At 37.2% G+C, this 14,719-nt stretch carries 11 protein-coding genes and 8 tRNA genes; 18 read left to right on the forward strand and 1 reads right to left on the reverse strand.

The window, feature by feature from the left end; translation table 11 throughout:
• The first annotated feature begins 97 nt into the window (after positions 1–97).
• The 12 genes from ACM6F9_RS01815 (at position 98) to ACM6F9_RS01870 (ending at position 8,980) form a co-directional block, all read left to right on the forward strand.
• Positions 98–171, forward strand: a tRNA-Thr gene (locus ACM6F9_RS01815).
• An 18-nt stretch (positions 172–189) separates the two neighbouring features.
• Positions 190–270, forward strand: a tRNA-Tyr gene (locus tag ACM6F9_RS01820).
• Between the two features lie 88 nt (positions 271–358).
• Positions 359–431, forward strand: a tRNA-Gly gene (locus ACM6F9_RS01825).
• Positions 432–519: 88 nt separating this feature from the next.
• Positions 520–593: transfer RNA gene (locus ACM6F9_RS01830), tRNA-Thr, on the forward strand.
• Positions 594–613: 20 nt separating this feature from the next.
• Positions 614–694 (forward strand) — tRNA-Tyr (locus ACM6F9_RS01835).
• 86 nt (positions 695–780) lie between these two features.
• Positions 781–853: transfer RNA gene (locus ACM6F9_RS01840), tRNA-Gly, on the forward strand.
• Between the two features lie 41 nt (positions 854–894).
• Positions 895–966, forward strand: a tRNA-Thr gene (locus ACM6F9_RS01845).
• A 254-nt stretch (positions 967–1,220) separates the two neighbouring features.
• On the forward strand, positions 1,221–1,901 hold the full coding sequence (locus ACM6F9_RS01850) for a response regulator transcription factor (RefSeq protein ID WP_105701271.1): 681 nt from the start codon (positions 1,221–1,223) through the stop codon (positions 1,899–1,901).
• Positions 1,902–3,266 (forward strand): ATP-binding protein, encoded by a 1,365-nt coding sequence (locus tag ACM6F9_RS01855; RefSeq protein ID WP_414844146.1) that lies wholly within the window; start codon positions 1,902–1,904, stop codon positions 3,264–3,266.
• Positions 3,267–3,483: 217 nt separating this feature from the next.
• The gene (locus ACM6F9_RS01860) at positions 3,484–4,725 is read left to right on the forward strand and encodes a TolC family protein (protein ID WP_414844147.1); all 1,242 of its coding nucleotides are present in this window, start codon (positions 3,484–3,486) and stop codon (positions 4,723–4,725) included.
• Positions 4,726–4,729: 4 nt separating this feature from the next.
• Positions 4,730–5,815 carry an efflux RND transporter periplasmic adaptor subunit gene (locus ACM6F9_RS01865; RefSeq protein ID WP_414845092.1) on the forward strand — a complete coding sequence of 362 codons (1,086 nt, stop codon included), beginning with the start codon at positions 4,730–4,732 and terminating at the stop codon, positions 5,813–5,815.
• A gap of 69 nt (positions 5,816–5,884) precedes the next feature.
• A complete protein-coding gene (locus ACM6F9_RS01870; RefSeq protein WP_414844148.1) occupies positions 5,885–8,980 on the forward strand; it encodes an efflux RND transporter permease subunit in 3,096 nt (1,031 codons plus the stop codon).
• 84 nt (positions 8,981–9,064) lie between these two features.
• Here the strand turns inward: ACM6F9_RS01870 and ACM6F9_RS01875 are convergent, their stop codons facing one another.
• On the reverse strand, positions 9,065–10,564 hold the full coding sequence (locus ACM6F9_RS01875; RefSeq protein ID WP_414844149.1) for a DUF4394 domain-containing protein: 1,500 nt from the start codon (positions 10,562–10,564) through the stop codon (positions 9,065–9,067).
• Between the two features lie 322 nt (positions 10,565–10,886).
• Between ACM6F9_RS01875 and tuf the strand changes: the two genes are divergently transcribed.
• The 6 genes from tuf to ACM6F9_RS01905 all read left to right on the forward strand — a co-directional run bounded on the left by tuf (position 10,887) and on the right by ACM6F9_RS01905 (position 14,718).
• On the forward strand, positions 10,887–12,098 hold the full coding sequence (tuf, locus tag ACM6F9_RS01880) for an elongation factor Tu (protein WP_105701276.1): 1,212 nt from the start codon (positions 10,887–10,889) through the stop codon (positions 12,096–12,098).
• 61 nt (positions 12,099–12,159) lie between these two features.
• Positions 12,160–12,230 (forward strand) — tRNA-Trp (locus tag ACM6F9_RS01885).
• 12 nt (positions 12,231–12,242) lie between these two features.
• Complete coding sequence (gene secE / locus ACM6F9_RS01890; protein ID WP_002976410.1) at positions 12,243–12,449, forward strand: preprotein translocase subunit SecE; 207 nt, start codon at positions 12,243–12,245, stop codon at positions 12,447–12,449.
• A gap of 20 nt (positions 12,450–12,469) precedes the next feature.
• Positions 12,470–13,012 carry a transcription termination/antitermination protein NusG gene (nusG, locus tag ACM6F9_RS01895; RefSeq protein ID WP_002976412.1) on the forward strand — a complete coding sequence of 181 codons (543 nt, stop codon included), beginning with the start codon at positions 12,470–12,472 and terminating at the stop codon, positions 13,010–13,012.
• A gap of 427 nt (positions 13,013–13,439) precedes the next feature.
• The gene (locus ACM6F9_RS01900) at positions 13,440–14,060 is read left to right on the forward strand and encodes a hypothetical protein (RefSeq protein WP_414844150.1); all 621 of its coding nucleotides are present in this window, start codon (positions 13,440–13,442) and stop codon (positions 14,058–14,060) included.
• 10 nt (positions 14,061–14,070) lie between these two features.
• Positions 14,071–14,718 carry a hypothetical protein gene (locus tag ACM6F9_RS01905; protein ID WP_414844151.1) on the forward strand — a complete coding sequence of 216 codons (648 nt, stop codon included), beginning with the start codon at positions 14,071–14,073 and terminating at the stop codon, positions 14,716–14,718.
• The last annotated feature ends 1 nt before the right edge of the window (position 14,719 follow it).

Consider the following 14,719-nt stretch of genomic DNA (forward strand, 5'->3'; position numbering starts at 1 on the left):
AAAAAAGTTTATAAAATATTTGAGAATTCAAAAAATCCGTTCTATATTTGCACTCGCAAAAAAGGAACAGCGATCTTTTGAATTCTTTTTTATATTTGCCTCCATAGCTCAGTTGGCCAGAGCACGTGATTTGTAATCTCGGGGTCGTGGGTTCGAATCCCTCTGGAGGCTCATAAAATATAAACTATTGGGGAGATTCCAGAGTGGCTAAATGGGACTGACTGTAACTCAGTTGCTTCGGCTTCGTAGGTTCGAATCCTGCTCTCCCCACTTTATATTTTTATAAAAAAAACTTGCAGGATTAAATAAGTTTTCTTAGTTTTGCACAGCGTTTACCAATGGTTTTGGAAACAAAATTGCGGAAGTAGCTCAGTTGGTAGAGCGTCAGCCTTCCAAGCTGAATGTCGCGGGTTCGACCCCCGTCTTCCGCTCAAAAAATCACCCATTAAAAGTGATTTTTTTTAACACTGAAATATGTAGAGTAGAGTTTCTCAATCAATTTCAGTCTTTTATTAAAATGCCTCCATAGCTCAGTTGGCCAGAGCACGTGATTTGTAATCTCGGGGTCGTGGGTTCGAATCCCTCTGGAGGCTCATTTTAATATAAAATATCTGGGGAGATTCCAGAGTGGCTAAATGGGACTGACTGTAACTCAGTTGCTTCGGCTTCGTAGGTTCGAATCCTGCTCTCCCCACATTTTATATTATAAAAAAACTTGCAAAATTAAATAAGTTTTCTTAGTTTTGCACAGCGTTTACCAATAGTTTTGGAAACAAAATTGCGGAAGTAGCTCAGTTGGTAGAGCGTCAGCCTTCCAAGCTGAATGTCGCGGGTTCGACCCCCGTCTTCCGCTCAACAAAAATCACGCTACTCAGTGTGATTTTTTTAGTTGATGCCGACTTAGCTCAGCGGTAGAGTGCTTCCTTGGTAAGGAAGAGGTCACGGGTTCAAGTCCCGTAGTTGGCTCTCGATTTTCCCGAATTTCTTCGGGATTTTTTTATGCCCAAACTTTATTTTAGAAAATAAAAGAGAACTAATTTTATCCTTAAAGAGATCTTATCGTTAAACACTTGCTTAGATAGGATGTCGAATTTATTCACCCCTCAACATTCTTAGCTGATCTATTTAAAATTAAATTCAATGGATCATGAAAACTTTTACTTCATCTATAGAATAACAATCGTAAAATTTTCGTTAAATTCGTGTAAAATAAATTTTTGATGAATATTCTTTTATTAGAAGATGATCTCATACTGTCTGCGGAGCTTTGCAGGTTTTTAGAATCAAATAATTTTAACTGTGATAAGATCTATGACGGAGAAACTTTTCTCCGCCAGATAAAGAATAATACTTACGATCTGTATCTGCTGGATATTAATGTTCCTAAAATAAATGGACTTGATGTCTGCCAGACGATCCGTTCTTTTGATAAAAATACTCCAATCATCATCATTTCTGCCTATGGAGATATTTCGGATAAAAAAGATGCCTTTACCCGATTAGCTGATGATTATCTTGTAAAGCCATTTCAGTTTGAAGAACTTCTTTTAAGAATCAATTCTTTACTGAGAAGGAAAGCTCCTTCTGATAATTCCGATCAGGAGATCATAAGAATTGATGATCTTATTATCAACAAAACAGAACAGAAGGTCTATCGAGGAGGAAATGAAATAACCCTTACATTAAAAGAATTTCAGCTGTTGGTTTATCTTGCAGAAGCCCAGGGAAGAACGGTATCCAAACAACAGATTACAGAACATGTATGGGAACACAATTTTAATACAAATACCAATACGGTAGAAGTGTATATCAATTTCCTGAGGAAAAAAATTGATAAAGATTTTAAAATAAAACTGATCCATACCCGTTCTGGATTCGGATATTACTTAAGTCCATTATAAATGTCTTTAAAAAGAAAGATAGCTTTAACGATCAGTATCGCCTTTTCATTACTTTTTGGAATGGTGATGGCCGTTATTTATTTATCTTTTAATGATTTCAGAAGGGATGAGTTTAAAGAGCGATTCAGACAGCGACTTGAATTTACTTCCCATTTTATCTCAAAATCGAAAGACTTTGAAGAAGAGGCTCCGGTTTTCTTCAACGAAAATTCTGATAACATTCTTTTGAATGAAAAGATTTTAATTTTCAATGAGAAAAAAGAATTGATCTACAGCACCATCAAAGACCGGAATGTCACCTGGGATAGTGCAATGCTTAAAGAACTTGATAGAAAGAAAATCATTTATACGGAAAAGACTATTCCGGAGATTTATGCAGCACTCAGGACTATTAATGGTGAAAACTATTATATCCTTACAAGTGCTTTTGATACCAATGGAAAATCAAAGTTGGGATATCTTAAATATCTTTTAGTTACGGCCTATGTGATGAGTACGATGCTTATCGGCTTTTTCAGTTATTATTTTGTAGAAAAGTTTCTTCGCCCTCTGGAAGATCTGAACAAGGAAATTTCTGAAGTTACAGCCCATAAACTGACCACACAGATTCCTGTTGAGCAGTCTAATGATGAAGTAAGTGTTCTTGCAAAATCATTTAATACAATGATTGGAAGGCTGGATGATGTATTCCAGTCTCAAAAAGATTTTACGGCAAGTGCTTCCCATGAGATAAGAACACCTATAACAAGGATGGCTTTCCAGTTGGAGAACCTGATTAAGTTTGAAGAACATTCTCCGGAAACACTGTCTTCTTTGCAGCAAATTCAGAGAGATGTGTACCAGTTGTCGGATTTGACGAATTCACTTTTATTGCTTACAAAATTTGATAAAGAAAATATCCAGAGTATTTATGAAGATGTGAGAATTGATGAAGTCATCTTTGAGGCTTTTGAAGCAGTAGAGAAAAGTTATCCACAACTTAAACTGGATTTCATGATTAATGAAGACAGTTCAGAAAATGCCTTTTTGACCATAAAAGGGATTCAGTCGCTATTGGTGATCGTGTTTATTAATTTGTTTAAAAATGCAGCCGTATATTCAGATAATTCCGAAGTAAATGTTTTGATAACAGAAACCAACGAAAATCTGTCCATTGAAGTTATTTCTCACGGAAATACCATTACTGAAGAAGAGCAGACGAAATTGTTTGAAGCTTTTACAAGAGGAAATAATGCTCAGAATATATCAGGATCAGGCCTTGGTCTTAGAATTGTGAAAAGGATCCTGGAATATCACGATGCTGATATCATATATTCTTCTCCTGAAGATTATATGAATAAATTTACCCTTTTTTTTAAAAAATAGAAATAAAAGCAACCGAATCTAAAAGCAGTTGCTTTTTTGTTAAACTCTAGATTAGCTTTTTAACTAAAAATTCAACAATTGGAGAAAAATATACTTTATTTCTTTGTTAAATTTTCTTTGAAGCGGTCTGTTCAAGCCTATTTTAATATTTTTTTAAGCGTCATTTAAGTTTCTTTTAATCGCATCAAAGCAATTTTGTAATTTAAAAAGAAAAATAATGAACAGAATTGCAGTGCTGTGCCTCGCCGTTTCCTCATTCGCGGCAGCACAACAGCAGATGTCTCTTTTGGACTGCGAAGAAGCTTTTCAAAAGAACAACCTCCAGCTGCTCGCCGAACAATACAACATCAATATGGCTGATGCAGATATTCTGCAGGCTAAAATCTGGCAATTGCCCCAATTGAGCGGGCAGGTAAATGCTTATAACCCCAAGGACAAAAAGGTTTTTGATATAGCACACTCAAAAGGAGCAGGTGTTACACAGTTAATCTATATGGGGGGTAAAAAGAAAAATGAAATTGCTTTTGCCAAATCCAATAAAGAACTGGCCCAACTTCAGTTTTCGCAACTGCTGGTGGATTTAAGATCCCAGCTCCGCTCTGCCTATTTCAATCTTTACTACGAAAAATTAAAACTGGAAAATACCAACAGGCAATTAGGATATATGAATGATCTTTTAAATGCCTATCGTGTACAATCTGCAAAAGGAAACGTTTCCCTTAAAGATGCTGTAAGGTTGCAGAGCATAGTAATCCAGCTAAATCATGACAAACTTGAGATCAATAAAAATATTCTTGAATTCGAACAGAACTTAAAAGTTTTAACAGGAGTTTCAGAAGAGATTGAACCTACAATGTCTGAAACCGAAGCTAAAGATGCTCTCGCTGCACAGCCTTTCGGTGATGAAAATGAACTGAAAAGTAAAGCGCTGGAAAATAATGCTGATTACCGGTACAATTTGAAACTCATAGATAACAGTAAGCTGTATGCACAGTGGCAAAAGTCATTGAATATACCGGATCTTACAGTAGGTGCTGCATGGGATCAGGCTGGAGGAACTTTTAATAATGAAGCGAATCTGACGCTGGGAATTCCTTTGCCTTTATGGAAAGCCAATCAGGGTAATGTGGTAAAAGCCAACTATGCCATTCAGCAGAATCAAAAAAATGCTGACTTTCAAAAACTCACCCTTGAAACCAAAGTTCAATCTGCCTATAAAATCTGGAAAGCACAATATGACCAGCTTCAGGATGTGAAAACAACCGATCTTCAGAATATGGAGCTTGTCTACAACGGAATGCTTACCAATTTCAGAAAAGGAAATGTCAATCTGATTGAATTCACAGACTTTATGGACAGCTACAGAGAGACAGCCCTTCAGATCTATGATATGAAAAATGAAATCATGCAGTCGGCAGAACAGCTTAATCAACTAATACAAACGAAAATCTTCTATTAAAATGATGAAAACATATATTATCCCCGCATTGATGGTCCTTTCATTAATGGCCTGTTCCAAAAAAGAGGAAGAGAAAAATATTCACGCCAAAAAAGGATTTGAGCTGAGTAACACGATGCTTAATTCTATTTCTTTAGCAAAAGTTGAAAAAAAGAATATAGAAGATGAATACAGCTTTTACGGGAAGATCTCTGCAGATAAAAACAGTTATATAGACGTTTATCCGCTGGTAGGAGGAAATGTGATGAGTGTGAATGTAGAATTGGGTGACTATGTGAAAAAAGGACAGGTACTGGCAACCATAAGAAGTACTGAGCTTGCAGAAATTCAAAAAGATGTAAGCGATGCAAAAACAGATCTGGTGGTGGCTAAAAATAATCTTCGTGTCTCTAAAGAACTGTACGAAGGAAAGCTGAATACAGAAAGAGATGTTCTGGAAGCCAAAAGCCAGTTGCAAAAAGCCGAAGACCAGCTGCAGAGAGCAACAGCAGTAAGTACAGTGTATAACGTGAAAACCGGAAATATCTATAGTGTTGTAGCACCTATCAACGGTTATATTGTTCAGAAAAGTATCAATAAAGATATGCAGCTTAGAAGTGACAGAAGTGATAATATCTTTGATGTCGCCAATACCACTAATGTATGGGCCATTATGAATGTCAACGAATCTGATATTGATAAAATTAACCTTGGAATGAAAGCTCAGGTATCCACACTTTCTTATCCGGATAAAATTTTTGATGGAAAAATCGATAAAATATTCAAAATTATTGATCCGCAGACCAACGCTATGCAGGCAAGAGTCGTATTAGATAATGCCAACGGATTGTTGATTCCTGATAGTAAGGCTACAATAAAAGTTTCCAGTCTGGAAAACAATACTACATTGGCTGTTCCATCCAAAGCCGTGATCTTTGATGATAATAAAAGTTTTGTGGTGATTTTTAAATCCAGAACAGATGTGAAAATCAGAGAAATCAAAGTTTTAAAACAGGTAGGAGAGGTCACCTATATTGCAGAAGGTCTGAAAGAAGGAGAAGAGGTGATTACCAACAACCAGCTGCTGATCTACCGTTCACTGAACAGCTAGTCTTATTAAACCATTAAGAATATGTACTTTTTTCTTTAACGGCTTTTTTAGGTCATCAATTTATCTATCATGAATAAATTCATAAAAAATATAATCGCTTTTTCATTAAAAAATAAAGCATTTACCTTTATCTGGGTAGCGATTTTAGCCATCTCCGGTTTTATAAGTTTCAAAAATATGCCTATTGAAGCTTTTCCGGATGTAACCAATACCCAGATTGTAATCATCACCCAGTGGAATGGGCGTAGTGCAGAAGAAGTAGAACGTTTTGTTACTACTCCCATCGAATTGGCGATGAGCCCGGTTCAGAAGAAAACAAGTGTGAGAAGTACCACCATGTTTGGACTTTCCATTGTTAAAATTCTGTTTGACGACGGGGTGGATGACACTTTTGCCAGAAATCAGGTCAATAACCAGTTAAGAACCATTAGCCTTCCTGATGAGGTAGACCCCGAAGTACAGCCACCCTACGGGCCAACCGGTGAAATTTTCAGATATACACTGGAAAGTAAAACAAAAGACTCCCGAACCCTGCTTACCCTGCAAAACTGGGTTATAGACCGCGCTTTAAGAGGAGTTCCGGGAGTAGCAGATATCAATGTTTTCGGAGGACAGGATAAAGTTTTTGAACTCAGTATCGATCCAAGAGCATTGGATAAATACAACCTGACTCCGCTTCAGGTGTATGATGCTGTCACGAAAAGTAACCTGAATGTAGGAGGAGATGTGATTGAAAAAAATGGTCAGGCTTATGTAGTAAGAGGTATTGGTCTCGTAAAATCAGTGGCGGATATCGGAAATATTACCATTCAGAATGACAGTGGGAACCCTGTTTTGGTAAAAAATGTAGCCGAAGTTCATGAAAGCTCTATGCCTAGAGTAGGGCAGGCTGCACTTAATCATCATGACGATACGGTAGAAGGAATCGTTGTCATGAGAAAAGGTGAGAACCCAAGAGAAGTCTTAATAGGAGTAAAGGCTAAAATCAAAGAACTTAATGAAAAAGTACTTCCGAAAGATGTCAAGATGGTTACTTTCTATGACCGTGACAATCTGATGGATTTCACAACCCACACCGTAATGCATAACCTTATTGAAGGGATTGTACTGGTAACGGTAATCGTTTTAATCTTTATGGCCGATTGGAGAACAACTCTGATTGTTTCCATCATCATTCCTCTATCCTTGCTATTTGCCTTTTTATGTTTAAAACTGGCCGGGATGAGCGCCAACCTGCTTTCGTTAGGAGCAGTAGACTTCGGGATTATTATTGACGGAGCCGTCGTCATGGTGGAAGGTCTCTTCGTAATGCTCGATCATAAAGCGAAGCGGTACGGAATGGAGAAGTTTAATAAACTTGCAAAGGGTGGCTGGATCAAGCAGACCGGAACCGGATTAGGAAAAGCAATCTTCTTTTCAAAATTAATCATCATCACCTCTCTGATTCCTATCTTCTCATTCCAGAAAGTAGAAGGGAAGATGTTTTCTCCTCTGGCATTTACGTTAGGGTTTGCATTAATGGGAGCTTTGATATTTACATTAACATTGGTTCCTGTTCTTTCACATATTCTTTTAAATAAAAATGTAAGAGAAAAAAATAACCCGTTTGTTAACTTCTGGGACAGAATCGTTCTGAAAGGCTTTAATTTAACATTCAAGCATAAAAAAACAAGTATGATTGTTGCGATATCTTTCCTGGCGGTCACTTTATTTTCCGGTAAGTTCCTTGGGACAGAATTCCTGCCTCAGTTGAATGAAGGATCATTGTGGATCACTGCAGAAATGCCGATGAGTTCCTCGCTAAAAGAATCTCTGAAAACAGCAGACCTTTTAAAGAAAGACATTATGAGCTTTTCGGAAGTGACAGATGTCTTGGCGCAAACGGGAAGAAGTAATGACGGAACGGATCCCAACGGGTTCGGATTTGTACAGTTTGCAGTAAACCTTAAGCCAAGAGAAGAATGGAAACGTAAGATTACCTATGATGAACTGATCAATGAAATAGATAAAAAACTCAGAAGCTATCAGGGAATTACTTTCAATTATTCCCAACCTATTTCGGATAACGTAGCAGAAGCAGTAGCCGGTTTTAAAGCCGAAAACGGAATCAAAATCTATGGCGATAATCTGGAAACCCTGGATAAATTAGCTCATGAAGTTTTATTGAAAATTAAAGATGTCCAAGGCGTAAAAGACCCTGGAATCATTAAAAATATCGGCCAGCCGGAAGTGAGTGTTGTGTTGGACAGAGATAAAATGGCTGCTTACGGAGTAATGCCTGCGGATGCACAAGCGGTACTAGAAATGGCTTTTGGTGGAAAAACTGCTTCAGAAATGTTTGACGGGGAAAGAAAATTCCCAATCCGCCTTCGTTATTCTCAGGAATACAGAACCAATGAAAATGATATTGCCGCTTTGATGGTTCCCACACAGGATGGGGCAAAGATTCCTTTAAAAGAAATCAGTACCATTGTTAAAGATAACGGAGCTGCATTTATTTACAGAGACAATATCAAACGATATATTGGGGTTAAATTTTCCATTCGTGACCGGGATTTGGGAAGTACGATTGCCGATGCTCAGAAAAAAGTGGAAACAATTGAACTTCCGGACGGTTATTCTGTAGGATGGACAGGTCAGTTTGAAAATCAACAGCGCGCATCGCACAGGTTGGCACAGGTAGTGCCGGTGAGTATCCTGATGATTTTCTTCCTGTTGTTTATTCTGTTTGGAAATATGAAAGATTCTCTTCTCGTATTAGCGAATGTACCATTTGCTTTAATAGGGGGAATTATCGCATTACATGTTACCGGAATCAATTTTGGAATCTCTGCCGGAGTAGGAATGATTGCTCTCCTTGGAATTTGTATCCAGAATGGGGTAATTCTTATCACGGAGTTCCATCAAAATGTTAAAGACGGAATGGATATAGATACTGCAATATTCAGCGGGGTAAAATCCAGAACCAGACCTGTAATTATGACAGCTCTTATGGCTTCTATCGGATTGATGCCGGCAGCCTTGTCTACAGGAATCGGATCGGAATCTCAAAAACCTCTGGCAATTGTCATTATCGGAGGACTGATTACCGCAACGGTGCTTACACTGCTTATTTTCCCGATTATTTTCTGGATATTTAACAGGACTAAAAAGAGCCAGATTTAATTTATCTTTCATTTATATTAGTAAGAAGCGCGGAAAACTTTGTTTTCCGCGCTTCTCGATTATTGAAATAAAAATAGAATGAGTTTAAAAACCTAATCCCAAGGTAAAAGCTTTGACGGTATTTGGGTAATCGGAAACAGAAGTTACCGCTCCTGTCGTCGTATTGATAGAGTAAATTTTTGTAGATGAACCTACTGATGCCATTAAGTAAGCTTTTTGGCTCATACTTCCAATATCAAAACCGTTAGCATTGGTAATGTTGATTCCTAAAGAACCTGTCTCAACTAAAGTTCCGTTATTGGGAGGATTTTGCTGATATAGTTTATCTGTATTATGATCAATGACAAATAAGGTAGTTGAGGTGGCTCCCGCAAAGTTGTTAGTGTAGGCAGCTGCGCTTATCATCGGACTTCCCGGATTTAATGCAAGATCTACGGCCGCAATTGTTCCGTCGTTAGGATTAAGACGAAGATTTTGTCCTGTATTACTCACAACTCTTATTCTGTCCACAGTAGGATTAAAGTCAAATCCGAAATCAGTTCCGGAAAGTAAGGTTGAGAATGGAGATGTTCCCACGGCAGTAGCAGCACCTGTGCCTAAATTGATCGTATACATTCTGCTTGAGCTTCCCAAAGCATACAATTGTCCGTTGGCAGGACGGAAATCTATTCCTAAAATATTCTCGCCACTTTGTAATCCTGCTATTGTTTTTGAAACAGGCATCGGACTATTTGGATTGAAAATTTGAAGATTATTTAAATTATCAATCGCATAAGCTACCGGTTCTGTTGGGATGGCAATATCAATGATTCCCTGCTGAAGGGATCCTATTGAGGTTGTTTTACCATTATTCAGATCCAGAACATGTAATTTATCATTGAAAGCCAAAAGCGCAGTACTGTTATCATATTTGATGTCAAAAGCAGACTGTCCTGTAAAAGTTGTTCCAAGACTTCCAACCTCTACTAAAGTTCCATTGTTGGGAGGGTCCTGTTTGTGTAATTTTCCCAGCATCGGATCAATATCATATAACACAGTAGCAGCAGCTCCTGCCTTACTGTTGGTATAAGCTAATCCGGTTATGGAAGGGTTTCCTGTTCCGTTAATATTGATATCCGTAGCAGCAACAGCTCCCGTTTCCGGATGTAAACGCAGATTTTGCCCGGTATTACTCACTAATCGGATTCTGTCAACAGTTGGGTTGAAATCAATAGAAGCAATTGTTCCTGCTATTAAAGGAGTAAATGCTGTTGAACCTACCATTCTTGCTGAGGCATTAGAGGTATTGATAATATATAATTTGCTTGCACTGGATAACGCATATAATTCTCCTGTGGCAGGTCTGAAATCTATGCTTAGTAATTTTTCTCCTGAGGTAACACCTGTTACAGCTGTTTTTGAAGTGAAAGTTTTTGGATTGTTGGAATTAAAATAAACAAGCTCATTCATAGCTGTTATTCCATATACCATAAGATCCGGACCCTGAGGTATATTTTCTGACATCATGTTTTCATCTGAATTATCACATGAAAACAGGGTTACAATGGTTATCAGAGCCCCAAATAGGTGTAGTAGTTTTCTCATAATATTAATTTTTAGTTGTTGTTTTTATATCTACGAGAAAAAGATAAAAATGGATTTAAGAACAGAATTTTCAGGATTTTTTTTCTGTATATTGTATTCATAATTAGTGAGATAGTTTATATTTTTAATAAAACATTTCTAAGGATTTTTTTCAATCCGGAAAAATGTGTAAATTTGCAGTCTCAATACGTTAAATATAAGGTTTGTCCTTCATTGGATGAGAATATTGAAAGTTTTTTTAATAAAAAGTTTTTGGTATTTAAAAATTCATTATATTTGCACACCGAAAATTTGAAAAACAATAAATAAATAATTTTAAATCATGGCAAAGGAAACGTTTAATCGTAACAAACCACACTTGAACATTGGTACTATTGGTCACGTTGACCATGGTAAAACTACTCTTACAGCTGCTATTTCTGCTGTATTAGCTAGCAAAGGTCTTGCTGAGAAAAAAGACTTCTCTGCAATTGACTCTGCTCCAGAAGAAAAAGAAAGAGGTATTACTATCAATACTGCTCACATCGAATACGAAACTGAAAAAAGACACTATGCTCACGTTGACTGTCCAGGTCACGCCGACTATGTTAAGAACATGGTAACTGGTGCTGCTCAAATGGATGGAGCTATCGTAGTATGTGCTGCAACTGATGGTCCTATGCCTCAGACTAGAGAACATATCCTACTTTGCCGTCAGGTAAACGTACCAAGAATCGTTGTTTTCATGAACAAAGTTGACATGGTAGATGATCCAGAGTTATTAGAGCTTGTTGAAATGGAGCTTAGAGACTTATTATCTACTTACGAATTTGACGGAGACAACTCTCCAGTAATTCAAGGTTCTGCACTAGGAGCTCTTACTGCAGCTACTGCTTCTCCTGCTAACACAGAAGATAAGTGGTTCAAGAGCGTTGAAGAATTGATGGATGCTGTTGATACTTGGATCGAGCAACCACCAAGAGATACTGAAAAGCCATTCTTGATGCCAATCGAAGACGTATTCTCTATTACAGGTAGAGGTACTGTAGCAACTGGTAGAATCGAGGCTGGTGTTATCAATACTGGTGATCCAGTTGATATCGTAGGTATGGGTGACGAAAAATTAACTTCTACTATTACAGGAGTTGAGATGTTCAGAAAGATCCTAGATAGAGGTGAAGCTGGAGATAACGTAGGTCTATTGTTGAGAGGTATTGAAAAAACTGACATCAAGAGAGGTATGGTTATCGCTAAGAAAGATTCAGTTAAGCCACACAAAAAATTCAAAGCTTCTGTTTATATCCTTTCTAAAGAAGAAGGTGGACGTCACACTCCATTCCACAACAAGTACCGTCCTCAGTTCTACGTAAGAACTACTGACGTTACAGGTGAGATCTTCTTACCAGAAGGTGTAGAAATGGTAATGCCTGGTGATAACTTAGAGATCACTGTAGAATTGTTACAACCAATCGCTCTTAACGTAGGTCTTAGATTTGCGATCAGAGAAGGAGGTAGAACAGTTGGTTCAGGTCAGGTTACTGAAATCATTGACTAATTCATCTTAAAAATATAAAAAAGCTTCCGTAAGGAATTTCTTTACGGGGCTTTTTTTAACTACGGGCATCGTCCAATGGTAGGATACCGGTCTCCAAAACCGTTGATCAGGGTTCGAATCCTTGTGCCCGTGCAAATATAAATTATGAGTTCATTTGTCGATTTTTTAAAAGGTTCTTATAACGAATTCAGACATAAGGTTGAATGGCCAAAATGGGCTGACCTTCAGTCTTCTACAATCGTAGTGACTATTGCGACAGTGATTCTGGCATTATTTACCTTTGGAGTTGATGAATTGTTTTCAAAAGCAATCAGCAACATAATAGGAATGCTAATCAACTTGTTCAATTAATAATTAAGTATTTTCCCATAATGAGCGAATTGAAATGGTATGTGCTGAAAGCAATCAGCGGACAGGAAAATAAAGTGAAAAACTATATTGAGACAGAAATCAAACGTCTAGGGTTTGAGCAGTACGTTACTCAAGTGGTTATTCCTATGGAAAAGGTAATCCAAATTAGAAACGGTAAAAAAGTTCCTAAAGAAAGACCTTACTACCCTGGATACTTGATGATTGAAGCTGACCTAATGGGAGAGATTCCTCACGTTATCAAGAATATCCCTGGAGTTATTTCTTTCTTAAGTTTAACAAAAGGAGGTGATCCTGTTCCAATGAGAAAATCAGAGGTTAACAGAATGCTTGGAAGAATGGATGAACTTTCAGAATTTGCAAGCGATGTTGAAATTCCTTATGTAGTAGGTGAAAATGTTAAAGTAATCGATGGACCTTTCAACGGATTCAATGGTACAGTTGAGAAGATTCTTGAAGACAAAAAGAAAATTGAAGTTTCTGTATTGATCTTCGGTAGAAAAACTCCAATGGAACTTAGCTATATGCAAGTAGAAAAAGTATAATAATTACTTATAAAAATATAAAGAGACTGCTATTAAGCGGTCTTTTTGTTTTTTATGGCATTTCTGTTAAATAGTAACAGGTGGAATTGTTATATTGATATTTTTTTTGAAATATAATGGATGTTTTTTTTATAAACTCTATTTAAATGGTAGATTTTTTGTGAATACCTCTATAAAGAGTGTTGCTTCAATTTAATTATCACAGTATTGGGATTAAACTTGTTTTTCTGCATCCAGTGCCTTTGAACCGTGATTAATTCACCTGCAGATGGCATACTTCTTGCAACACTCTGTAAACTAATCCAAATATTTTTATATTTTTTTCATACACTGTTTACTGGTGTATAGTAGCCTTATATTTTTTAATTAAAAAATATAAAATCTGAATTAGTATTCAAAACACAAGTTTTAAATAAACACAACCCCAATGACAAAAATTATTTCGATGATCATTTTGGTGGGTACATCTATGCTCACACGTGCACAGGTTGGTATAAACACTACTGCGCCTGAAAAAGAACTTACCGTGAACGGTACAATGAAGACATCAGGAATTGTTTTCAAGCAACCCATGGAAAAGCTGAAAGCGGATGAGAATTACACTTTCATTATCAAATCTCCTGCTCCGGAAAACAAAATTACAGCGTACAATGATTCTTTTGTACCCAATTCACCGGCACCGATTAATCTTATTCAGTTCAAAATTACCTGTGACCCTTCAGATAAGGATTGGGTCAATCAATTTGACACCTTGATCAATTCTAACAAGTTTTTGGTGGTGATCTCTTCTTTTGGATTTACGCAGCCTACAAGAACTTTTTCTGCAGACTGGCTTACTCCAATACCTCAGATTTTTGCTTATTCATCAGGAGGAACATGGAAGCTTAAAGCTGATTATCAAGGATTTGCACCTGATAACTCTTTTCCTACTGGTGTCTGGACACTGAACTTATTGGTGTTTGATAGATCATATGCCAAAGATTTTAGTCCTACACAGAACCTTAATGCTTCAACTACAGGCGCAGCAGCAGCTCCGTTAATTCAATAAAAAATACACTATGAAAAAAATTATTGCAATACTCTTTACTGGTTTTGCAGCTTTAAGCACAAATGCACAAGTAGGAATTAATACTAAAACACCTAAAGGGACTCTTGATGTAGAAGGAGAGACATTGGTACAATCCTATTTAATAGATACCGAAAATACAAAAGCAAGCGGAAACTATCTTCTGCTTACCCGTTCTAAAGATACTTCACCAGTAGGTAAGGTTAAGCTGTTGGATATATCGCTCCGTAATGTAGCCCCTGTAAATATGTATAATGTTGTATTGACTAATGTGAGACAGGATGAAGTGGTGAATCTCAATACAGGATTAGAGGTTAATAAATATGTAGTGGCAATTACAGGTGCTGTTTTTACAGGAGCGGTGTCAGCGGCAAACATGACAACAACTCCTAAATCTTTTGGTTCGTATGCAACTGAGGTTACGCAGGTAACCAGTGGAGGAAAGAATTACCATGCCATTAACCTGGCTTTTAAAGGAGCCGGAACTGTTTCTTCCCAAAATGGAACATGGACACTTACTTTGAATGTTTTTGAAAGATCATTAGTTAAAGACTGGGGAACTTTCAATGGTTCTGTTTCTGCTTCCGCTTCACCGGGCTATTCAGGAGTATCAACTAACACGCCTCTAGGGCTTCAATAAA

The organism is Chryseobacterium sp. IT-36CA2 (assembly GCF_949767875.1).
GTDB lineage: Bacteria > Bacteroidota > Bacteroidia > Flavobacteriales > Weeksellaceae > Chryseobacterium.